The organism is Ancylobacter oerskovii (assembly GCF_018390555.1).
In the GTDB taxonomy this organism is placed as follows: Bacteria; Pseudomonadota; Alphaproteobacteria; order Rhizobiales; family Xanthobacteraceae; genus Ancylobacter; species Ancylobacter oerskovii.
This window is the reverse complement of sequence record NZ_JAHBGB010000015.1, coordinates 19,537-41,774: the sequence shown is the minus strand read 5'-3', so window position 1 is coordinate 41,774 and position 22,238 is coordinate 19,537. Positions and strand designations below refer to the sequence as shown.

20 protein-coding genes are annotated in these 22,238 nt (G+C 69.0%); 12 read left to right on the top strand and 8 right to left on the bottom strand.

Features of this window, described 5'->3' with window-relative positions; genetic code table 11:
• Positions 1–2: 2 nt before the first annotated feature.
• Positions 3–1,022, top strand: a complete 1,020-nt coding sequence (locus tag KHC19_RS08395) for an NAD-dependent epimerase/dehydratase family protein (RefSeq protein WP_213351911.1) — start codon at positions 3–5, stop codon at positions 1,020–1,022.
• Between the two features lie 110 nt (positions 1,023–1,132).
• On the opposite strand, the gene rfbA is transcribed toward KHC19_RS08395, so the two are convergent.
• The 3 genes from rfbA to rfbC form a co-directional block, all read right to left on the bottom strand.
• A complete protein-coding gene (rfbA, locus tag KHC19_RS08390; RefSeq protein WP_213351910.1) occupies positions 1,133–2,011 on the bottom strand; it encodes a glucose-1-phosphate thymidylyltransferase RfbA in 879 nt (292 codons plus the stop codon).
• 81 nt (positions 2,012–2,092) lie between these two features.
• Positions 2,093–2,986 carry a dTDP-4-dehydrorhamnose reductase gene (rfbD, locus tag KHC19_RS08385; protein WP_213351909.1) on the bottom strand — a complete coding sequence of 298 codons (894 nt, stop codon included), beginning with the start codon at positions 2,984–2,986 and terminating at the stop codon, positions 2,093–2,095.
• A gap of 128 nt (positions 2,987–3,114) precedes the next feature.
• On the bottom strand, positions 3,115–3,720 hold the full coding sequence (gene rfbC / locus KHC19_RS08380; protein WP_213351908.1) for a dTDP-4-dehydrorhamnose 3,5-epimerase: 606 nt from the start codon (positions 3,718–3,720) through the stop codon (positions 3,115–3,117).
• 598 nt (positions 3,721–4,318) lie between these two features.
• Between rfbC and KHC19_RS08375 the strand changes: the two genes are divergently transcribed.
• The 8 genes from KHC19_RS08375 to KHC19_RS08340 all read left to right on the top strand — a co-directional run bounded on the left by KHC19_RS08375 (position 4,319) and on the right by KHC19_RS08340 (position 12,992).
• Complete coding sequence (locus tag KHC19_RS08375; protein ID WP_213351907.1) at positions 4,319–5,146, top strand: ABC transporter permease; 828 nt, start codon at positions 4,319–4,321, stop codon at positions 5,144–5,146.
• Between the two features lie 93 nt (positions 5,147–5,239).
• Positions 5,240–6,244: an ABC transporter substrate-binding protein gene (locus KHC19_RS08370; RefSeq protein ID WP_213351906.1), complete on the top strand. Its 1,005-nt coding sequence runs from the start codon at positions 5,240–5,242 to the stop codon at positions 6,242–6,244.
• A 5-nt stretch (positions 6,245–6,249) separates the two neighbouring features.
• Positions 6,250–7,089, top strand: a complete 840-nt coding sequence (locus tag KHC19_RS08365) for an ABC transporter ATP-binding protein (RefSeq protein WP_213351905.1) — start codon at positions 6,250–6,252, stop codon at positions 7,087–7,089.
• A gap of 22 nt (positions 7,090–7,111) precedes the next feature.
• Entirely contained in the window at positions 7,112–8,515 is a 1,404-nt protein-coding gene (locus tag KHC19_RS08360) for an enolase C-terminal domain-like protein (protein ID WP_213351904.1), read from the top strand.
• Positions 8,512–9,696: a Gfo/Idh/MocA family protein gene (locus KHC19_RS08355; RefSeq protein WP_213351903.1), complete on the top strand. Its 1,185-nt coding sequence runs from the start codon at positions 8,512–8,514 to the stop codon at positions 9,694–9,696. Before KHC19_RS08360 ends, KHC19_RS08355 begins: the two co-directional genes overlap by 4 nt.
• Positions 9,697–9,708: 12 nt before the next feature.
• Positions 9,709–10,905: a dihydrodipicolinate synthase family protein gene (locus tag KHC19_RS08350; RefSeq protein ID WP_213351902.1), complete on the top strand. Its 1,197-nt coding sequence runs from the start codon at positions 9,709–9,711 to the stop codon at positions 10,903–10,905.
• Between the two features lie 493 nt (positions 10,906–11,398).
• Complete coding sequence (locus KHC19_RS08345) at positions 11,399–12,262, top strand: sugar phosphate isomerase/epimerase family protein (RefSeq protein WP_213351991.1); 864 nt, start codon at positions 11,399–11,401, stop codon at positions 12,260–12,262.
• 43 nt (positions 12,263–12,305) lie between these two features.
• Positions 12,306–12,992 (top strand): TetR/AcrR family transcriptional regulator, encoded by a 687-nt coding sequence (locus tag KHC19_RS08340; protein ID WP_213351901.1) that lies wholly within the window; start codon positions 12,306–12,308, stop codon positions 12,990–12,992.
• Here KHC19_RS08340 and KHC19_RS08335 read toward each other — a convergent pair.
• Positions 12,967–13,872 carry a DMT family transporter gene (locus KHC19_RS08335; protein WP_246548504.1) on the bottom strand — a complete coding sequence of 302 codons (906 nt, stop codon included), beginning with the start codon at positions 13,870–13,872 and terminating at the stop codon, positions 12,967–12,969. The two genes, KHC19_RS08340 and KHC19_RS08335, sit on opposite strands and share 26 nt — an antisense overlap.
• A 112-nt stretch (positions 13,873–13,984) precedes the next feature.
• Between KHC19_RS08335 and KHC19_RS08330 the strand changes: the two genes are divergently transcribed.
• Both KHC19_RS08330 and KHC19_RS08325 read left to right on the top strand, forming a co-directional pair.
• Positions 13,985–15,379: an aminotransferase-like domain-containing protein gene (locus KHC19_RS08330; protein WP_213351900.1), complete on the top strand. Its 1,395-nt coding sequence runs from the start codon at positions 13,985–13,987 to the stop codon at positions 15,377–15,379.
• A 99-nt stretch (positions 15,380–15,478) separates the two neighbouring features.
• Positions 15,479–16,861: an aminotransferase-like domain-containing protein gene (locus KHC19_RS08325; protein WP_213351899.1), complete on the top strand. Its 1,383-nt coding sequence runs from the start codon at positions 15,479–15,481 to the stop codon at positions 16,859–16,861.
• A 9-nt stretch (positions 16,862–16,870) separates the two neighbouring features.
• On the opposite strand, the gene KHC19_RS08320 is transcribed toward KHC19_RS08325, so the two are convergent.
• The 3 genes from KHC19_RS08320 to KHC19_RS08310 form a co-directional block, all read right to left on the bottom strand.
• Positions 16,871–17,269, bottom strand: coding sequence for a DUF983 domain-containing protein (locus KHC19_RS08320; RefSeq protein WP_213351898.1), 399 nt, complete (start codon positions 17,267–17,269; stop codon positions 16,871–16,873).
• A gap of 67 nt (positions 17,270–17,336) precedes the next feature.
• Entirely contained in the window at positions 17,337–18,878 is a 1,542-nt protein-coding gene (locus KHC19_RS08315; RefSeq protein WP_213351897.1) for a GMC family oxidoreductase, read from the bottom strand.
• A 101-nt stretch (positions 18,879–18,979) separates the two neighbouring features.
• On the bottom strand, positions 18,980–19,726 hold the full coding sequence (locus tag KHC19_RS08310) for a FadR/GntR family transcriptional regulator (protein WP_246548502.1): 747 nt from the start codon (positions 19,724–19,726) through the stop codon (positions 18,980–18,982).
• A gap of 380 nt (positions 19,727–20,106) precedes the next feature.
• Between KHC19_RS08310 and ppaT the strand changes: the two genes are divergently transcribed.
• Positions 20,107–21,282, top strand: coding sequence for a pyridoxamine--pyruvate transaminase (gene ppaT / locus KHC19_RS08305; protein WP_213351896.1), 1,176 nt, complete (start codon positions 20,107–20,109; stop codon positions 21,280–21,282).
• Between the two features lie 14 nt (positions 21,283–21,296).
• On the opposite strand, the gene KHC19_RS08300 is transcribed toward ppaT, so the two are convergent.
• On the bottom strand, positions 21,297–22,232 hold the full coding sequence (locus tag KHC19_RS08300; RefSeq protein WP_213351895.1) for a putative B6 ABC transporter permease subunit 1: 936 nt from the start codon (positions 22,230–22,232) through the stop codon (positions 21,297–21,299).
• Between the last annotated feature and the right edge of the window lie 6 nt (positions 22,233–22,238).

Here is a 22,238-nt window from a genome sequence, read left to right as displayed (position 1 = left end):
ACATGCGCATACTGATGACGGGGTCCGCCGGGTTCGTGGGGTTCCACCTCGCCCGGCGGCTGATCGACGAAGGTCATACCGTCATCGGTTTCGATGCCATGACCGACTATTATGACAGGCGTCTCAAGGACGCCCGTCATGCCCTTCTGGAAAAATCCAACCGGTTCACGCCGGTCATCGCCCGGCTCGAGGACATGGAAGCCCTCGAACGGGCGGCCGATCTCGCGGCGCCCGACATCATCGTGCACCTCGCCGCCCAGGCGGGGGTGCGCTATTCGATCGAGGCGCCGCGCGCCTATGTCGAATCCAATCTCGTCGGTTCGTTCAACGTGCTGGAGGTCGCCCGGCGGGTGCGGCCGGTGCATTTCCTGCTCGCCTCGACCAGCTCGGTCTATGGCGACAATTTCGACGTGCCGTTTCCCGAGATCGCCTCGACCGACGCGCCCCTGAGCCTCTATGCCGCGACCAAGAAGGGCATGGAGGTGATGTCGCATTCCTATGCGCATCTGTGGAACCTGCCCACCACCTGCTTCCGCTTCTTCACCGGCTACGGCCCCTGGGGGCGCCCGGACATGGCGCTGTTCAAGTTCGTCCGTGCGATCGAGCGCGACGAGCCGATCGAGGTCTATGGTCGGGGCGTGATGCGCCGCGACTTCACCTATATCGACGATCTGGTGGAAGCGGTGATGCGGCTGATCGATCGTCCGCCGGTGGTGGGCGAGCCGGTGCAGGTGCCCGATGCCGTCGACACGCTCTCGGCGGTGGCGCCCTGGCGGGTGGTGAACATTGCCGGCGGCACCCCGGTGGAGCTGCTGGCCTTCGTCGAGGCGATCGAGCGCGCGGTCGGCAAGCCGGCGCGCAAGCTGTTCCTGCCCATGCAGCCCGGCGACGTGACCGAGACCTTCGCCGATCATCGCCTGCTGCAGGCGATCACCGGCTACCGGCCGTCGACGCCGCTCGACGAGGGCATCGCCGCCTTCGTGCACTGGTTCCGCACCTATTACACCAAGGCGACCGTCTAGACCGATTTCGAGCGAAGCGGGATCCGGTTCGCGTGAAGAAAACGCGTCCGAACCAGAACCTGGACCCTTTCCGGTGAACCGGGGTTTACCGGAAAGGGTCCAGCGGCGCTTCAGCCCCTGGCGGCCTCCTGCAGCACCCGGCGCAGATACCCCCCATAGGAACTCTTGCCGAGCCTTGCGGCGAGCTGCTCCAGCTGGTTCACGTCGATGAGGCCGCGGCGGAAGGCGATTTCTTCGGGCGAGGCGATCTTGAAGCCCTGCCGCTTCTCCAGCGTGCGCACGAATTCGCCGGCTTCGAGCAGGCTGTCCGGGGTGCCGGTATCGAGCCAGGCATAGCCGCGTCCCATCTTCGACACGCGCAGGTCGCCACGCTCGAGATAGGCACGGTTCACGTCGGTGATCTCCAGCTCCCCGCGCGCCGAGGGCTTGAGGCCGGCCGCGATTTCGACCACCGAGGCGTCATAATAATAGAGGCCGGTGACCGCCCAGCTCGACTTCGGCGTCTCGGGCTTCTCCTCGATGGAGAGCGCGTTGAAGTTCTTGTCGAACTCGACCACGCCGTAGCGCTCGGGATCCACCACGTGATAGGCGAACACCGTGGCGCCGTGGCTGAACGCGGTGGCGGCGGTCAGCAGGCGCGGCAAAGCGTGGCCGTAGAAGATGTTGTCGCCGAGGATCAGCCATGAGGGCTGGCCGTCGATGAACTCGGCGCCGATCACATAGGCCTGGGCGAGGCCGTCCGGCGAGGGCTGCACGGCATAGCTGATCTGGATGCCCCATTGCGAGCCGTCGCCGAGGAGACGCTGGAACAAGGGCGTGTCGGTGGGCGTCGAGATGACGAGGATGTCGCGGCAGCCCGCCAGCAGCAGCGTCGACAGCGGGTAGTAGATCATCGGCTTGTCGTAGACCGGCATCAGCTGCTTGCTGACGACCAGGGTCATCGGGTGCAGCCGCGTGCCGGAGCCGCCGGCCAGGATGATGCCCTTCATGCTTTCCTCTTCTTCCAGCATCCTCGCGATGCGACGTCAGCCGCCGGTGCGCGACGATACTTCCCCCGTTCCACCCGCCGTTTAGCCCTTTGCCGCGCCTCCCGCCAGTTCCGGCACGATCTGCGCCACCCGTTCGCGCCAGTCGAGCGCGCGATAGCCGAACGCCTGCGCGAAGGCGCCGGAATCGAGCTGCGAGTTGGCCGGCCGTCGCGCCGGTGTCGGGTAGTCGGTGGTGCCGATGGCCGTCACGGGCGGACGCCGGCCGGTAAAGGGGGCCGCGGCGGCCACGATGGCGTCGGCGAAGCCGTGCCAGCTGGTCGCCCCGCTGCCGGCGAAATGATAGGTGCCCCATCGCGCCTCGCCGGCAGCGGCACGGGCCGCGACGGCGAGGATGGCTTCGGCGAGGTCCGGCGTCGCCGTCGGATTGCCGACCTGGTCGGCAACCACCCGCAGCTCGTCGCGCTCGGCCGCAAGCCGCAGCATGGTCTTGAGGAAGTTGTTGCCGTGCCGGCCATAGACCCAGGCGGTGCGCAGGATGAGGTGGCGGTCGGTCGTCCGGCGCACCGCCTCCTCGCCTTCCAGCTTGGTGCGGCCATAGACCCCGAGCGGCGCCACCGGATCGCTTTCGAGATAGGGGCCGGCCTTGGTGCCGTCGAACACGTAGTCGGTCGATATGTGGAGAAGCGGAACGCCCGCTTGCGCCGCTGCGGCGGCGAGAACGGCCGGTCCGTCGACATTGTCGCGCCGGGCCGCCTCCGGTTCGGATTCCGCCTTGTCGACCTTGGTATAGGCAGCGGCATTGACCAGCAGCGACGGCCGGTTCTCCGCGAGCAACCGCCGGACCGCCGTGCTGTCGGCGATGTCGAGGGCGGCACGATCGAAGCCATGTAGGGCGATGCCGCGCCTGGCCGCGAGGTCGAGCAATTCGCGCCCGACCTGGCCGCCGGCGCCGAAAACGAGAATCGGATCGGTCATGGGGCGCATCTTGCCGCGGGTGGTGCCGTCACGCGAATCCGGCCGCCGGGCCGGTGGCGGGACCGCGGCGCCGGGGTTGGCGAGGCGGCGACATCGTTCGACAGGCGGTCGCGCGACATGCGGGCGGGTCAGAGCGGCTGGAGCGGCTGGCCGTCATAGGCGAAGGGGCTGTCGAAATCGCGCAGCAGCGGCAGGGCGCGGTCCTTGTCCGACAGGATGGCCGCGGCACCGGCGGGCAGCGGCCAATCGATGCCGATCTCGGGATCGTTCCAGGCGATGCCGCCGTCGCAGTGGGGCGCATAGATGTCCGAGACCTTGTAGGCGACCTCGACATCCGGCTCCAGGGTAAGGAAGCCGTGGGCGAAGCCCTCGGGAATGAACAGCTGTTCGCCGCCCTCGGCGGTCAGCTTGGTGGCGATGAAGCGGCCATAGGTGGGCGATCCGCGACGCACGTCGACGGCATAGTCCATGACCGATCCCCGCAGGCAGCGCACGAGCTTGGCCTGCGCATGCGGCGGACGCTGGAAATGCAGGCCGCGAATGGTGCCGGCAAGGCTCGAATAGGACTGGTTGTCCTGCACGAAGCGCACGGTTATGCCGGCCGCCTCGGCCGCCGTTTCGGAATAGGTTTCGCAAAACCAGCCGCGTGCATCTCCAAACCGGCGCGGCTTCAGCAGCGTGACGACATTGGTAGATTGAGGCCGCGGGCGTCTGGCCGCCGTTTCCGCTGACATGCTTTCGTCGTTCCGTATAGAAGGCTTCCAATCGCTACCCATAGCATTTCAAGAGCTATGAGGGGAGCCGAAGATTGCCCGACTTTGCGGCCTTTTTGCACGCAAGATCGAGCGAAATCGGAGAAGATTCGGCCATTCGAACGCTGCGGGGCATAGGCGCGGGGAGACGCGGCGCCTGCCGTCCCTTTCGTTTCGGTGCCGCTCCATCTCCGAGGCCGGGCGCCGGCCCGAGGGAGGCATCGGAGCGGGATGTCCCGGAGGGCCGGCCTCGCAAAGGCGCGAGGAAATCTGTGATGACGAAATCGTGAAATCGATCCCGGCCGATCGTCTTCCCCCGGCATCGCCGTTTCCTCGTTGCGGCGACGAGTCGCGAATCGAGAATCACCTCGCGGGTTGCGGGCCTTGTCCGCCAACGGCGCGCGCCACGGGCTTCCAAGCCGCCCGGGCCGCCCGGGCCGTCGTCGCGCCATGGCGGCGTTCGGCGGATCGCGCGGCTCCGAGGATGGTTGACAGACGGCGCGATCGATTATGTAATTCAACGGTTGGTTACTTAAGGCGACGCAGAGCGCCATTTGGACAACGTTCAGGGAGATACGCCATGCCGTCGTCGTCGCGACGTGAGGGCTTTGCGCGCGCGCTCGTTCCTTCGCGGATCGTCAATTCGCCATGGGTGCGGCCACTGGCCCTCCTGGTGATGATCATCATCGGCTGGGACCTGGCGGTGCGGATATTCAGCATCCCCGCCTATCTGATCCCCACGCCCTGGGACGTGATCCAGGCGTTCCGCACCGAGGGCGACAAGCTGCTCATGGAGGCGGTGCCGACCACCATCGCCACGGTGGCGGGCTTCCTGCTCTCGGCGGCGATCGGCATCCCGCTGGCCATGCTGATCGCCGGCTCCAAGACGGTGGAGTCCTATCTCTATCCGCTTCTCGTCTTCTCGCAGTCGATCCCCAAGGTCGCCATCGCGCCGCTCTTCGTGGTGTGGTTCGGCTTCGGCATGATGCCCAAGGTGATCTCCGCCTTCCTGCTCGGCGTGTTCCCGGTGATCGTCGCCGGGGTGCAGGGCTTCAAGTCGGTCGAGGGCGACATGCACGACCTCGCCCGCGCCATGAAGGCGACGCGGCTGCAGACCTTCGCGATGATCGGCCTGCCGCATGCCATGCCGGCAATCTTCGCCGGGCTGAAGGTATCGGTGACGCTGGCCGTAGTCGGCGCGGTGGTCGGCGAGTTCGTCGGCGCCAATTCCGGCATCGGCTACGTGCTGCAGCGCTCCATCGGCAATTTCGAGCTGCCGACCATGTTCGCGGCGCTCATCATCCTCGCCCTGATCGGCGTGATCCTGTTCTGGATCATCGACCTCGCCGAACGCCTGATGGTGCCGTGGCATGCGAGCCAGCGGCACGAGATTCTCGTGACGACCTGACGCCGGAGTTTTGGACACGAATCTGCGCCGATGGAGATGAAGCCCTCGCAGAAGGGCGCTCCGTCCACGACACATCCAAGGGAGGACGTGCACATGGTGTTTCGTAACAGCCTCAAGGCCGCACTCATCGCCGCCGCGGCTCTCATACCCCTTGCCTCGGCCCAGGCGGCCGACAAGGTGACGTTGATGCTGAACTGGTACGTCTATGGCGAGCATGCGCCGTTCTTCTACGGCAAGGCCAAGGGCTACTATGCCGATCAGGGCATCGATCTCGACATCCAGGAAGGCCGCGGCTCGGCGGTGACCATCCAGGCCGCCGCCGCCGGCACGGTCGACTTCGCCTATGCCGACGTGCCCACCATGATCCGCGCCGCCGTGAAGGGCGCGCCGGTGACGACGGTGGGCGTGGCGCTGCAGACCAGCCCGATGTCGGTGATGGGCTTCACCGACAAGAACATCAAGAAGCCCGAGGACATCAAGGGCAAGACGGTGGCCACCACGCCGGGCGATTCCATGTCGCAGATCTGGCCGCTGTTCCTCAAGCGCGCCGGTCTGAAGGAGAGCGATTTCCGCACCGTCTCCGGCGATGCCACCACCAAGCTCAACGCGGTGATCAACGGCCAGGCGGACTTGTTGCTGGGCTATTCCATGGACCAGTCCATGAAGATCAAGGACGCCACCGGCAAGGACGTCCACCCGATCATGTTCGCCGATTACGGCATCCACCTGATCTCGTCCGGCATCATCGTCAACAAGGAGTTCCTGGCGAAGAACCCGGATCTCGTCCGTCGCTTCATGGCGGCGACGACCAAGAGCTTCGAGGAAGCCGAGAAGAACCCCGAGGGCGCGGTCGACGCCGTGCTGGCGGCGCTGCCCAAGGCCGGCCAGCGGCCGACGCTGCTGGAGGGCTTCCAGCTCACCATCCCGCTCTACCGCACCGCCGAGACCAAGAACCGCCGGCCCTTCCAGGTCACCGACGCCAACATGAAGGAGTCGGTCGAGCTGCTGGTCGAATATGGCGGCGTCGCGGCCTCGGCCAAGGATGATCCCAAGGCCTTCTACACCCGCGACTATCTCCCCGCCGATCCGAGCAACTGAGGAGGATGGGCATGTCGCCATCGCCCCTGCGCATCGTCGCCCGAGAGGAAGCCCGAGAGGAGGCCCCTGCCGTGCGATCGCGTCTCATCGAAATCCGTGGCCTGACCAAGACCTACCGGACCCGCGACGGCGACGTGCCCTCCCTGCGGCCGATCGATCTCGACATCCACGACGGCGAGTTCGTCGCCGTCGTGGGCCCCTCCGGCTGCGGCAAGTCCACGCTGCTGAAGCTGGTGGCCGGGCTGATCCCGCCCTCGCAGGGCGAGATCGTCATCGACGGCAAGAAGGTGGTCGAGCCGCCGGACGATGTCGGCATCGTGTTCCAGAGCCCGGTGCTGCTCGCCTGGCGCTCGGTGCTTCGCAATATCATGCTCCCGGTCGAGGTGCGCCGGCTCGACCGCGCCAGCCATCTCGAACGGGCGAAGAAGCTCATCGCCACGGCGGGGCTGACGGGGTTCGAGAACAAGTACCCCTGGCAGCTCTCCGGCGGCATGCAGCAGCGCGCCTCGATCTGCCGGGCTCTCGTCCATGACCCGAAGATCGTGCTGATGGACGAGCCCTTCGGCGCGCTCGACGCCATGACCCGCGAGCGCATGAACCTCGAACTCCAGCGCATCCATTTCGAGACCGGCAAGACCATCCTGCTGATCACCCACTCCATCCCCGAGGCGGTGTTCCTCGCCGACCGGGTGGTGGTGATGAGCGAGCGGCCGGGCTCGGTGGCGGCGATCTACGACGTCGACCTGCCGCGCCCGCGCCGGCTGGAGATGATGGGCGACACCGCCTTCGCCGCGCTGGCGCGCCAGGTGCGCAGCCATTTCTACGCCCAGGGTCAATTGGACTGAAACGGACAGCTGGACTGAGCCGATGGCGCCCCGCTTCACCATTACACGCATCGAGGCCTTTGAGCGGATGATGCCCTTCGCCCACCCGTTCCGCTTCGGCGCGGTGGCGGTGGAGGCGGCGCCGCAGGCTTATCTGCGCGTGGCGATCGACCTGCCGGGTATCGGGCGGGTCGAGGGCGTGTCGGCCGAAATGATGATGCCGAAATGGTTCGACAAGGATCCGGCGAAATCGCCGTCGCGGACCATAGACGACCTGCGCGCCAGTCTCGCGGCGGCGTCCGGCGTGTTCGGCGCCAATGGCGAGGCGGACACCGCCTTCGGCCATCATGCGGCGGCGCTGGCGCGCCAGACCCGCTGGGCGCAAGGGGCGGGGATCGCCCGGCTGGCCGGCAATTTCGGCGTGGCGCTGATCGACAAGGCGGTGCTCGACGCGCTGCTGAAGGGCCTCGGCATCGGCCTCGCCGAGGGATTGCGGCGCAACGTGGCCGGCATCGACGCCCGGCTGACGCCGGACCTCGACATGGTGGAGATCGAGGATTTCCTCGCGGGTCTTTCCCCGGCGGGGGAAGTGGCGCTGCGCCACACGGTTGGGCTCGCCGATGCCATCGAAGGGCCGGGCAGCCTCGCCGAGGAGATTGCGCAGGCGCCGCTGCGCTACTTCAAGATCAAGATCGGCGGCGATGTCGCCGGCGATCTCGCGCGGCTGCGGGCGATCGCGGCATTGCTGGAGGCGCGGGTGCCGGACTATGCCGCCAGCCTCGACGCCAACGAGCAATATGACCCGCCGCGCCTCGCCTTGCTGGCGGCGACGCTGGAGGACGACCCGGCGCTGGCGCGGTTCTTCGACCGGCTGATCCATATCGAGCAGCCCTATGACCGCCGCACCACCTTCGAGACGCCGCTCGATGCCGCCGCGCTGCGCGTGCCGGTGATCATCGACGAGGCCGACGACAGCACCGACGCCTTTCCCCGCGCGGTGGCGCGCGGCTATCGCGGCGTATCGTCGAAATCCTGCAAGGGTCTCTACAAGGCGGTGCTGAACGCCGCCCGCGTGGCGCGGCTGAACCGTCGCCATGGCGGGGGCTATGTGCTCACCGGCGAGGACTTGACCTGCCAGCCGGGCCTTGGCGTGCAGCAGGACACCGCGCTGGTCGCCGCGCTGGGCCTGACCCATGTCGAGCGCAACGGTCACCATTACGTCGCCGGCTTCGGACCGGCGCCGGAGCCTGAGGCGCAGGGCTTCGCCCGCGCCTTCCCCGAACTCTACGAGGCGGGACCGGACGGCCTGCGCCTCTCCACCCGCACCGCAACCCTGCCCGCTGCCCGGCTGCTCGCCGGGCCGGGCTTCGCCAGTGGCGCCGCGCCCGATTGGGATGCGCTGGCGCCACTCACCACGCCCTTCGCCTCACAGGAGATCTTCGCATGAGCGCGCAACGCCTCGGCATCATCATGAACGGCATCACCGGCCGCATGGGCATGAACCAGCACCTCATCCGCTCGGTGGTGGCGATCCGCGCGCAGGGCGGCGTGACGCTCTCCGACGGCTCCAGGGTGCAGCTCGACCCGATCCTCGTCGGCCGCAACGCCGAGAAGATCGAGGCGCTGGCGAAAGAGTACGGCATCGAGCGCTTCACCACCGATCTCGACGCCGCGCTGGCCGACCCGACGAACGAGATCTTCTTCGACGCCGCCACCACCCAGATGCGCCCTGCGCTCCTGGAGAAGGCGATCCGCGCCGGCAAGCATGTCTATTGCGAGAAGCCGATCGCCACCAACCTTCCCGAGGCGGTGCGCATCTGCAAGCTCGCCGAGGAGGCCGGCGTGAAGAACGGCGCGGTGCAGGACAAGCTGTTCCTGCCCGGCCTGCAGAAGCTGCGCATGCTGCGCGATTCGGGCTTCTTCGGCCGCATCCTCTCGGTGCGCGGCGAGTTCGGCTATTGGGTGTTCGAGGGCGATTGGGGCCAGCCGGCGCAGCGCCCGTCGTGGAACTACCGTACGCAGGACGGCGGCGGCATGATCCTCGACATGGTCTGCCACTGGCGCTACGTGCTCGACAATTGCTTCGGCGAGGTGAAGTCGGTGTCCTGCCTCGGCACCACCCACATCCCGAGCCGCGTCGACGAGACCGGCAAGGCCTATGAGGCCACTGCCGACGACGCCGCCTATGCCACCTTCGAGCTGGAAGGCGGCGCCATCGCCCATATCAACATGTCCTGGGCGACCCGCGTCTATCGCGACGACCTCGTCACCTTCCAGGTCGACGGCACGCATGGCTCGGCGGTGGCCGGCCTGTCCGACTGCGTGATCCAGCCGCGCACCGCCACGCCGCGCCCGGTGTGGAACCCCGACCAGAAGCAGACCATGGACTTCTATTCGGACTGGCAGACGGTGCCGGACAACCTCGTCTACGACAACGGCTTCAAGGTGCAGTGGGAGATGTTCGTCCGCCACGTCGTGGAGGGCGCGCCCTACAAATACACGCTGCGCGAGGGCGCCAAGGGCGTGCAGCTCGTCGAATGCGCGCTGCAGAGCTGGAAGGAGCGCCGCTGGATCGACGTGCCGAGCCTGGAAGAGTCCGAGCACGCCGTGCTCCGGGCTGCCGAGTGAGCGGGGCGCGTCATGAACTCCATTGACCGCACGCTCACCGCCCTGTCGCTGCGTCTGCCGGCGGCCGGCGGTGGGCTGGAGACGTTCCGCCTCTCGGCGCCGCGCGATTTCCCGGATCGTCCGGCCGGCCCGATGAACCGCATCGCCTTCTCGGCCGGCCATGTGGTGGCCGACCCGCTCGCCGATGTCGATCCGTGGCTGACGGCGGCGGTGGACTGGGACCGCACCATCGCCTTCCGCGAGCATCTGTGGGACCTCGGCCTCGGCGTCGCCGAAGCCATGGACACCGCCCAGCGCGGCATGGGGCTGGATTGGCCGACCTCGCTGGAGCTGATCCGCCGCTCTGTGGAGGCGTCGAAGGCGCGCTCCGAGCCCGGCCTCGTCTCCTCCGGTGCCGGCACCGACCATCTGGCGCCGGAAAACGCCAAAAGCCTCGACGACGTCATCCGCGCCTATGAGGAGCAGGTCGCCGCCGTCGAGGGCGTCGGCGGGCGCATCATCCTCATGGCCTCGCGGGCGCTGGCGAAGGTGGCGACCTCGCCGGACGACTATGTGCGGGTCTATGACCGGATCCTGTCGCAGGTGGCCGAGCCGGTGATCATCCACTGGCTGGGCGACATGTTCGACCCGGCGCTGGCCGGCTATTGGGGCGACGCCGACCCGGACCGCGCCATGGACACGGCGGTCGCGGTGATCAACGCCCATGCCGCCAAGGTCGACGGCGTGAAGATCTCCCTGCTCGACAAGGACAAGGAGATCGCCATGCGCCGGCGCCTCGCGCCCGGCGTGCGCATGTATACCGGCGACGACTTCAACTATGCCGAGCTGATCGCCGGCGACGATCACGGCCATTCCGACGCGCTGCTCGGCATCTTCGACGCCATCGCCCCGGCCGCCTCGGCGGCGCTGGTGGCTCTGGCGGCCGGCGACCGGACGACGTTCGACGACATTCTCGAGCCGACCGTGCCGCTGTCGCGGCACATCTTCAAGGCGCCGACCCGCTTCTACAAGACCGGGGTGGTGTTCATGGCCTATCTCAACGGCCATCAGGACCATTTCACCATGGTGGGCGGGCAGGAGAGCACGCGCTCGACGCTGCATCTCGCCGAGCTGTTCCGCCTCGCCGACCGCGCCGGTCTGCTGGCCGACCCGGACCTAGCGGCAGCGCGGATGAAGGCGGTGCTCGCGGTGCGCGGCGTGGAGGCGTGAGGGCGGAGAACCATCAGGCCCGGCGTCTCACTACGCTGACACCCAGCGCGCCCGGCTCCCTCTCCCCGACGGGGAGAGGGGTGGGGTGAGGGGGGACGCTCCAAGACTCTGGATCGGCGGCCGCGCCTGCCTCCCCCAGATCGCAGCCGGGAACATCCGGCCACCCGGAACCTGGCCAGTCCCGGGTTCGGTACCGTCAGGGTCGGAGCTGGATCTCTCCGGCTTCGACGAAAGTGCAGCCCGTGAAGTGGATGAGCAAGGGGGAGCGCGCGTCGCGATCCGGCGAGCGGCGAGGCCCCTCACCCCACCCCTCTCCCCCGCGGGGAGAGGGAGCCGGTCGCCCCGGAGCCTCCGGTCCGACCTCGAATGCAAGCCGTGCCACCCCAAAACCCTGCTGTTCCGTTAGCCCAGCCGACCCACAATCCGTGCCAACAGACCGCCGAGGAAACCCGTCATGGGCCAGCACACCTCTCCCGCCGCCACCGGCTCCGTCCTGCGCGACTTTTCCGCGGATCACCGGCAGCTTTCCATCAACACCGCGACCGTGCGCCGGCAGGGCGATCTCCTCGCCATCGTCGATGCCTGCGCCCGGGCGGAGATCCCGGCCATCTCGCCCTGGCGGGACCAGGTGGCGAGCGTCGGGCTGGACCGTGCGGTGAAGGCGGTGCGCGAGACCGGGCTGAAGCTCTCCGGCTATTGCCGGGGCGGCATGTTCCCCGCCGATCCGGCCCGCCTTGCCGAGGTGCAGGACGACAACCGCCGGGCGGTGGACGAGGCGGCGGCGCTCGGCGCGCCCTGCCTGGTGCTCGTGGTGGGCGGCCTGCCGCAGTTCTCGCGGCCCGGCTCGGCGCCGTCCCGGGACATCGGTGGCGCCCGCGCCATGGTGGAAGACGGCATCGGCACGTTGCTCGACTATGCCGCCAAGGCCGGCATGAAGCTCGCCATCGAGCCGCTGCACCCGATGTATGCCGCCGACCGCGCCTGCGTGAACACCACCGGGCAGGCGCTCGACATTTGCGACCGGCTCGATCTGTCCCGCACCGGCCGGCTCGGGGTCGCCGTCGACCTGTTCCACGTCTGGTGGGACCCGGAACTCTCCGCCCAGATCGCCCGCTGCGGCGCCGACCGGCTGCTCGCCTATCACGTGTGCGACTGGCTGGTGCCGATGGCCGACATACTGAACGACCGCGGCATGATGGGCGACGGCGTCATCGACCTGAAGGGCATCCGCGCGCAGGTGGAGGCGGTCGGCTATGCCGGCTTCAGCGAGGTGGAGATCTTCTCCGAGCGCTGGTGGAGCCTGCCGATGGACGAGGTGCTGTCCACCTGTATCGCCCGTCATCGCTCCGTCGTATAGGAAGGCCGGAAGCCTTCCGGCCGGGAAAACGGGAGGCAGGGACATGAGCGAGATGGCAGCGGGGAGCAAGCTTCGTCCTCTCGAGGACGGGACGGCGGAGGCGCCGCGCGAGGTGCGCGCCCGCGACCCGGAGCGCACCCGCGCCAGCATCCTCGCCGCCGCCACGGTGGAATTCTCCGCCCGTGGCTTCGCCGGCGCCGGCATCGACGCCATCGCCTCGCGCTCGGGCGCCAACCGGCGGATGATCTACCATTATTTCGGCTCCAAGCGCGGCCTGTGGCTGGCGGTGCTGGAGGCTGCCTATGAGCGTGCCCGCATGTCCGAGGTGGCGCTGCATCTCGACGAGCTGGCGCCGGTGGAGGCGATGCGGGCGCTGGTGACCTTCACCTTCGATTCCTTCATCGGCGACCGCACCTTCATCAACCTGCTCAACAGCGAGAATCTGCACCAGGCGCGGCACCTGAAGGAGTCGGCGCGGGTGAAGGGCCTGCATTCGCCGCTGATCGGCATGCTGACGGCGATTCTCGACCGCGGCGTGGCCGCCGGCGTGTTCCGGGCCGGCGTGGATCCGGCGCAGCTGTGGATCTCGATCGCCGGCCTGTCCTATTTCTATTTTTCCAACCAGTTCACCCTGTCGGTGATCCTCGACCGCAACCTGCAGAGCAAGGCCGAGCTCGACGAGCGCCGCGCCCATGTCGCGGATCTCATCGTGCATTCTCTCCTCGCGTGAGCGGCGCGGCGGCGAAACGGCGGGCGCCGACGACGCACAGGATCACCGCGAGGGTCGAGGCCAGCATCTGCGGCGTCACCGTCTCGCCGAGCAGGCCGGCGGCCAGCGCGAGGCCGAAGAAGGGTTGCAGCAGCTGCAACTGGCCGACGGCGGCGATGCCGCCCTGGGCGAGCCCGCGATACCAGAACACGAAGCCGATCAGCATGCTGAACAGCGAGACATAGGCGAGCCCGGCCCAGGCCGAGGGCGCGATGCCGGCGAAGGAGGGCGGCATGAGCAGCAGCGTCGCGACCGCCATCACCGGCAGGCACAGCACCAGCGCCCAGGAGATGACCTGCCAGCCGCCCAGGCGGCGCGAGAGCCGGGCCCCTTCGGCATAGCCGAGGCCGCAGACGATGATGGCGGCGAACATCAGCGCGTCGCCTATCGGTGCGGCGGTGACGCCCTGCCCGAGCGCGAAGCCGATCACCAGCGCGCTGCCGAGCCCGGAGAACAGCCAGAAGGCCGGCCGGGGGCGTTCGCCGCCGCGCAGCACGCCGAAGATCGCCGTCGCCATCGGCAGCAGGCCGATGAACACGATCGAATGGGCCGAGGTGATGTGGCGCAAGGCCAGCGCCGTCAGCAGCGGAAAGCCGATGACGACGCCCAGCGCCACCGTGGCGAGCGGCGCGAGATCGTCTCGCCGCGGTCGCGGCTGCCGGAAGACGATCAGCGCCGCCAGCCCCAGCAGCCCGGCAAGGGCGGCGCGGGCGGCGGTGAGGAACAGCGGATCGAAACCGGCCACGGCCAGCCGTGTCGCGGGCAGCGAGCCGCTGAAGATCAGCACGCCGATGAGCCCGTTGATCCATCCGCTCGCCGCCCGGTTCGTGTCCCGCATCATCTTCCGCTCCTCGAGAATGGCGTCTTATCGCCCGGCGGTACTGGTGCGGCCAGAGACGGTGGCATACAGTTTGGCCAAACTGTTATGGGTGCAGTTTCCATACGGATGGGCCATGGAGAACGCAATCGAGGCGTCGGGAACCCGCATCGACGCAGTGATGGAACTGGTCCGCGGCCGGATCGCCGGGCGCAGCCTGACGCCGGGCGACCGGTTGCCCTCCATTCGCGCGCTGGCGGGAAGCCTGGGCCTGTCCACCTCCACCATCGTGGAAGCCTATGAGCGGCTGGTGGCGGAGGGGGTGATCGTCTCGCGGCCCGGATCCGGCTTCTATGTCGCCGGCGCGCTGGCGCCGCTGTCCATGGCCGAGATCGGCCCGCGGCTCGACCGGGCGGTGGATCCGTTCTGGGTCTCCCGCCAGTCGCTGGCGGCGGACGATACCGTGCTGAAGCCGGGCTGCGGCTGGCTGCCGGCCGACTGGATGCCGCAGGCGGGGCTGCGGCGCACCCTGAGGCAGCTGGCGCGGGCCGGAAATGCCGACCTGACGGATTACGGGACGCCGCTCGGCCTGCCGCCCTTGCGCCAGTTGCTCGCCCGCCGCATGGCCGAGCAGGGGATCGATGTGTCGCCGGAGCGTATCCTGCTCACCGAATCGGGAACGCAGGCCATCGATCTGCTTTGCCGGCTGCTGATCGAGCCGGGCGACACCGTGCTGGTCGACGATCCCTGCTATTTCAACTTCCACGCCCTGCTGCGGGCGCACCGGGCCAGGATCGTCGGGGTGCCCTATACGCCGAGCGGGCCGGATGTGGAACGCTTCGCCGCAGCGCTCGCCGAACACCGGCCGCGGCTCTACATCACCAATTCCGCGCTGCATAACCCCACCGGCGCGGTGCTGTCGCCGGTGGTCGCCCATCGCGTGCTGAAGCTGGCCGACCAGGCGGCGCTGACCATCATCGAAGACGACATCTTTGCCGATTTCGAACATGTCCCGGCGCCGCGCCTCGCCGCCTTTGACGGGCTGGAGCGCGTCGTGCACATCGGCAGCTTCTCCAAGACGCTGTCGGCGTCCATGCGCTGCGGCTTCATCGCGGCGCGGGCGGAGTGGATCGAGGCGCTGATCGATCTCAAGATCGCCACCAATTTCGGCGGTGGCCGCATGGGGGCCGAGCTCGTCTATGGCCTGCTGCGCGACGGCGGCTACCGCAAGCACATGGAGGCGCTTCGCGACCGGCTCGGCCATGCCCGGCGCGAGGTCGGGGGACGGCTGAGGAGGCTGGGCATCGTCCCCTGGGTCGAGCCGCAGGCCGGCATGTTCTTGTGGTGCCGGCTGCCCGACGAGATCGACGCCGCCGACATCGCGCGCGACGCCCTGAAGCAGAACGTCGTGCTGGCGCCCGGCAACGTGTTCAGCCTGTCGCAATCGGCGCGCGGCTATATGCGCTTCAACGTCGCCCAATCGCTGGACGGGCGGCTGCTGGAGGTACTGTCGGCCGCCCTGCGCCGCTAGCTCGCCGGTGGCGAGAAAGGCTGGCGCCATGGACGGCGCGGCGGTATTGTCCATGCAGACATTTCCAGGAATGCATGGATCATTGCGGGAGGCCCCGACATGGCGACAAGCCGTCTCACCCTGCCATGGGTGCGGGAATTCATCGACGGCGCCGGCCCGCGCTATCTCCAGATCGTGGCGATGATCGAGGAAGCGGTGCGCGCCGGCGGGTTGCGGCCCGGGGAACGGCTGCCGCCGCAACGGGAACTGGCCGGGCGGCTCGGCGTCGACCTGACCACGGTGACGCGGGCCTATACCGAGGCGCGCCATCGCGGTCTCATCGATGCGATGACCGGGCGCGGCTCCTTCATCGCCGCGCGGCCGGAGGCGTCCGCCTTCCTGCTCGACCTGTCGATGAACATTCCGCCGCCGCCCAAGGGCGTGCGCCTTGCCGAGAAACTGGAGAGCGGGCTCGCCGAGGTGCTGCGCCGCTCCGATGTCGACCTGCTGATGAGCTATCACATCGGCGCCGGCTCGCTTGCCGACCGGTCGGCCGGCGGCTTGTGGCTGGCGCCGCTTCTCGGCTCCGTCGATCCGCAACGGGTGATCATCTCGCCCGGCGCCCAGCCGGCGCTGGCGGCGTTGCTCGGGCTGCTCGCGCGGCCGGGCGAGGCGGTGGTGACGGACCGGCTGGTCTATCCCGGCCTGCGCACCGCCGCCCGCCAGCGGGAGCTGACGCTCCTTGCGGCGGCCGGTGACGCGGAAGGCATGTTGCCGGAGGCGCTGGACGCGACGCTGGCCGCAAGCGGGGCGCGCCTCGTCTATCTCACGCCGACCATCCAGAATCCGACGACGGCGACCCTCTCGGCCGCCCGACGGGAGGCCCTGGCGGAGATCGTGCGGCGGCGGGATGCGCAGATCATCGAGGACGATCCCTATGCCCGGCTCGCCGGCGATGCGCCGCCGCCGCTCGCCGCGCTGGCGCCGGAGCGGACCTATCATGTCGCGACGCTGTCGAAGACGTTGACGCCCGGCCTGCGCACCGCCTTCGTGGTCGCCCCGTCGGCACGCCATGGCGAGGCGCTGGTGGCCATGCTGCGAGGCATGGTGCTGATGCCGTCGCCGCTGCTGACGGCCCTGGCCGTTCACTGGATCCGTCTCGGCGTTGCGGAGGAACTGCTCGAGGGCGTGCGGCGCGAAGCCGCCGAACGGCAGAGGGCGGCGGCGGAAATCCTGCCGATTTCAGGGCGGGCACATCCCAACGGCCTGCATGTCTGGCTGCCGTTGCCATCGCATTGGGACCGTCACCGCCTCATCGAGGCGGCGCGGCAGGAAGGGCTGGGCGTCACGCCGTCGGACGCCTTCTGCATCGAGGGGCGGGCGCCGGATGCGGTGCGCCTGTCACTTGGCGGCATCCCGGATCGCGCCAGGCTCGTCACCGCGTTGCGCAAGCTCGCCGACATCCTCGAGGGCGGCCATGTCGCCGACCCCCTGGTGGTCTGAGGCGCGGCGTCACGCGGGACGCTCGGCCTCCTGCGGCCGCACCAGCCGCCCTTCCTCCGCCTTGTAGAAATACTGCGCGGCGACCAGCCAGCCCTTCAGCGGGCGCAGGGGCGGCACGCAGGTGAGCAGGATCAGCGGCAGGCTGGTGGCGAGATGCACCCACCAGGCGGGCGAATAGGCGATCTCCAGCCACAGGCCGAAGATCACCGCCGGCACGCAAAGGAACATCATGACGAAGAAGGCCGGTCCATCCGCCGGGTCGGCATAGGAATAATCCAGCCCGCAGACCTCGCAGTGCGGCTTCAGCTTCAGGAAGCCCTCGAACAGGTGTCCCTGGCCGCAACGCGGGCAGCGCCCGTGCACTCCGGTCTTGAACGGCGACAAGGGCGGCCACTGCACATCGGACATGACACTCTCCATCCGGCGATGAACACCAGATAGGATTGTTGCCGTACAATGTCAATATTGTATGTGTCTACCGATCCTCGATCCCGCCAAAACTGGCCGCGAAGGTTTCGGCGATGGCGAGGATCGCCGCATGTATCGGGCCGGAGGTGATGGCGGGAATGACCGAGGCATCGACGATGGAGAGGCCGTCAAAGCCGCGCAGCTTGAGCGCGGCATCCACCACGCTGTCCGCGTCCGCCCCCATGCGGCAGGTGCCGACCGGATGGTGGTGGGTGATGGCCGCGCGGGCGATGAAGGCGTCCAGCGCTGCCGCGCCGTGCCGGTCGGGACCGGGAAAGATCTCCTCGGCCCGCCAATCGTCCAGCGCCGGGCTGTGGCCGATCTCCCGCGCGAGTTCGAGCGCCCGCCGGGCGAGCCGGCGGTCATGGTCGGTCGACAGATAGGCGGGATCGATGCGCGGCGGCGCCTCGAGATCCGGCCCGGTGACGGTGAGGCGGCCGCGGCTGGTGGGATGGGTGACGCCGGACAGGATCGTATAGGCGGATCCGTAGGGCGGTGCCGTGAAGCCTTCCGAGACCGTCGGCGCCGCCACGCAGCCCAGCACGACATCCGGCGGGCCGTCCGGCCGCGTCGGATCCTCGGCATTGAGATACATCAGCGATTCGGAATGCTGGAGCCGCGAGGGCGGCACCTCGCGCCGGGCCCGGTAGACATTGCCGGCGGTGAGCAGGTGATCGTGCAGGTTGCCGCCGATCTCGGCGCGATCGGCGAGGCAGGCGATGCCGGCGGCCTTGAGCGCCTCGGCTGGCCCGATGCCGGAGCGCATCAGCAGCAAGGGCGAGGCGACGGCGCCGGCGCAGAGGCACAGGCGTTCGGCGAACAGCCGTTGCGGCTGGCCGTCGATTTCCGCCAGCACCCCGGTCACCCGATCGCCGTCGAGGATCAATCGGTGCACCTTCACGCCGGTGATCAGATGGAGGTTGGGGCGGGCGAGAGCCGGCGTGAGATAGGCGTCGGCGGCACTCACCCGCTTGCCGTCGCGAATGGTCAGCGAATTCGGCGCGACGCCGTTGAGCGGGCCGCCATTGTGCTCGCCGATCGCCGGTATCCCCCGCGCGAGGCCGGCGGCCATATAGGCCTGCACCACCGGGCTCAGTTCCTCGCCGGGCAGATAGACGGGAAGAGGTCCCTCGCCGCCATGGACGGGGCTGGAGCCGCCCGAGAAACTCTCGCTGCGACGGAAGCCGGGCAGCAATCCTTCATGGGACCAGCGCTCGTCGCCGGTGGCTGTGGCCCAGGCGGCGAAATCGCCGGCATGGCCACGCACATGGGCCATGGCGTGCAGGCAGCTCGACCCGCCGACGATGCGCCCGCGCGGCCAGGGGTGCACCCGCCCCGCCGTCCCCGGCTGCGGGACGGTGCGATAGGCCCAGTCATAGGGACGATCCTGCAGGCTCGGCCATTTCTGCGGAATGGCGATGTCGGGATCGCTCGGCAGTTCGCCGGCCTCGAGCAGCCCGACCTCAAGGTCGGGGTTCTCGGACAGGCGGGCGGCGAGGACGCTGCCGGCCGAGCCGGCGCCGATGATCAGCACGTCGAAGGATTTCATCGCATTCGTCTCTGCAAGGCGGCGGGCAAAGGGGGAGCGGTACCGCCGCGGATCGGCTCCGCGGCGGTGCTGTCGTGGTGGCTGCGAGGCGCGGACAGGGGCTAGGGCAGCCCGCCGGGCGCCAGGCGCCCCATGATCTTCTGCTGCAGCGTGGCGAGATGCTGCCACATGGTCCGCTCGGCGGCTTCCGGGTCGCGGGCGGCGATCGCCTCGGCGATCTGCCGATGCTCGGCGTCGCGCATCTTCACCCGCTCGGGCAGCAGGGTGGCGTCGCTGTCGGTGAAGCGCAGCCGGCCGTCGCTGGCGACCCGGTGCAGCAGCACGTAGAGCTCAGAGGCGAGGGCGTTGCGCGCCCCGGCGGCAATGGCCTTGTGGAACACCATGTCGGCACCGATAGGGTCGGCGTCGGGATCGGTCGTCGCCGCGCGAAGGATGCGGTCGATCTCCACCGGGCTCGCCCGCAGCGCCGCGAGCCGCGCGAGCGCCGGTTCCAGCATCAGGCGGAGTTCCATCACCTCCAGCGGATTGGTGGAGTTGATCAGGTTTCGGCTGCTGTCGAGGCCGGAAGAGGTCGAGGCGCGGCGGCCGGCCCGGGCCGGCTCGAGCTCCCCACGGGCGCGCAGCACGCCGAGCGCCCGGCGCAGCGTGTGGCGCTTGACGTTCAGCTCCTCGGCCACGACCCGCTCCGGCGGCATGCTGCCGGTGCGGGCGACGATGCCGCGGAGCACCTCCACCAGATCCTCGATGCCGGCGGCTTCGCGGCCGGCGGTGGCCGAGCGGCTCCGGGCCTCGGATGGCCTGCGCGTCTTGCGCCGGGTCTTGTCCGCCATCGCGTCCATCGAGGTCATATCCGTTCTCGTGTTGGAACCCGCGGCGCGGCGCTTCGATCGCGCGGCGGTTGCAGGCCCTGCCGCCGAATGTACGAGCGGGGCCGCCCAGTTACAATATTGGTTGCCATCTGGTCGAGACCCAATCGGTACCGACGCGAGGCAGACGTCGCCGGCAGGCCCCCGGGCGGGTCAGCGGGATACCCGTTGGAAAGCCGGGAATCGTTGAGAGCGCAGCGATTTTCCTCTCCGCTCGACATCTGCGCAAAGGCAGTTGCCCCGATGGCCGGATGGTGCCAATCTCGAACCATTAGAGAAAATTCGGTCATTTTTTGGTTGGGAGGCGCCTTTCCCGACCGGCCGGATTCCCAGCGGTCCCGCCACCGACACAGAGCGACATCATGCGCTACGCCCCATCCGATCTGCCGGTCTTCACCCTCACCACCGGCCCCGTCGATGCCTATCCCGCGGTCCTCCGCGGCCTCGCCAGCACGGTGCTCTACGATTACGATCCGGCTTTTCAAGCGACCTATCAACGGGTTACCGAAAAGCTCGCGACCGTGGTCCAGGCGGAGACCATGCCGGTCATCCTGCATGGCGAGCCGGTGCTCGGGCTGGAGGCGGCCGCCGCCTCGCTGATCGGTCGCGGCGACGTGGTGCTGAACCTCGTTTCCGGGGTCTATGCCAAGGGTTTCGAGGGGTGGGCGGCGCGTTCGGGGGCGGAGATCGTCGAGCTGGCGGTACCGTATGATCGGGTGATCGATCCGGCCGATGTCGCCCGCGTGCTGGCGGAACGGCCGGACGTCACCCTCGTCGCGGCCTGCCACCACGATACTCCCTCCGGTACCGTCAACCCGGTCGCCGAGATCGGCGCGGTGGTGCGCCGCCACGGCGCGCTGTTCCTGGTCGATGCCGTCTCGTCCTTCGGCGGCATGCCGGTCGATGCGCGATCGGCGGCCATCGACTTCCTGGTCACCGGCCCGAACAAATGCCTCGGCTGCCCGCCGGGCCTGTCCATCCTCGGCATATCCGACCGCGCCTGGGCGAAGATGAAGGCGAACCCGCAGGCTCCCCGCGCCTCCATCCTGTCGATCCTCGACTGGGAGGACGCCTGGCGCGCCGACAAGCCGTTCCCCTTCACCCCCTCGGTCGCGGAGATCAACGGGCTGGAAGCCGCCATCGACCTCTATCTCACTGAGGGGCCGGAAAAAGTGTGGGCGCGCCACGCGCTCACCGCCCGCGCCTGCCGGGCGGGGCTGAAGGCCATGGGGCTGGCGATCTGGCCGGCGGAGGAGGGGTTCGCCTCGCCCACCTGCACCGCGGTGCGGACCCCGGACGGCATCGACGAGGCGCAGCTCCGGGCGGAGATCCGCGCCCGCTACGGCGTCGTGCTGTCCTCCGGCCGCGGCGAGACGCTCGGCAGGCTGACCCGCATCGGCCATATGGGCCCCACCGCCCAGCCGCTCCACGCCGTGGTGGCGCTGACCGCGCTGGGCGGGGCGCTGGCCGGCCTCGGCCATCGCGTCGATGTCGGCGCCGGGATCGCGGCGGCGCTGGAGGCGATCGACGCCGGGTGAGGCGAGGGGCGCGGTCATCGCGCGCCCCGCACATAATGGGTGCCGAGCGCCGGCGGCAGGCTGGCGCGGCGGCCGAACAGCACCAGCACCATCAGCACCGCCGCGAAGGGCAGCATCTGGATCACGTCGGTCGGGATGCTCACGCCCGCGACCTGCAGCGCGGTGGTGGCCGACAGGCAGGCGCCGAACAGCAGCGCGCCGGCGAGCACCCAGAGCGGCCGGCCGCGCGCCTGCATGGCCAGCACGATGCCGATGAAGCCGGCGCCGTTGGTCATGAACGGCACGAAGATGCCGGCGCCGACCTGCGACATGAAGGCGCCGCCGATCCCGGCGAGAAAGCCGGTGCTGAACACCGCGAAGGTCCGCACCCGCACCACGTCGACGCCGGCCGCGTCGAGCGCCGCTGGCTTGTCGCCGGCCGCCTGCAGTGCGAGGCCGAGCTGGGTGGAGCGGAACACATAGGCGGTGGCCGCCACCGCCAGCACCGCGAGATAGACGATGGGCGGCCGGTCGAACAGCGCCGGCCCGATCACCGGGATCGCCGACAGGCCGGGAATGGCCAGCGTCTCCACCGCCGGCAGGCGCGGATAGCTCTGCGCGAACTGGAAATGATGCAGCAGCGCCGTGAGGCCCTCGGCCCCCAGCGTCAGCGCGATGCCGATGACGATCTGGCTGAGCCCCATGCGGATGCAGAACAGCGCCATCGGCGCCGCCACGAGCATACCGCCCAGCCCGCCGCCGAGGAAGCCCAGCCATACCGAGCCGGTGGCGTAGGCGACGAGGAAGCCCAGATAGGCGCCGAACAGCATCATCCCCTCGATGCCGATATTGAGCACGCCGGCCTTCTCGGAGATCTGCTCGCCCAGCCCGGCCAGCATCAGGGGCAGGCCGGCGGTCAGGGCGCCGAGCACCAGCGAGGTGAGGAAGGCTTCGGTGAACAGCCCGGACATGAGCGC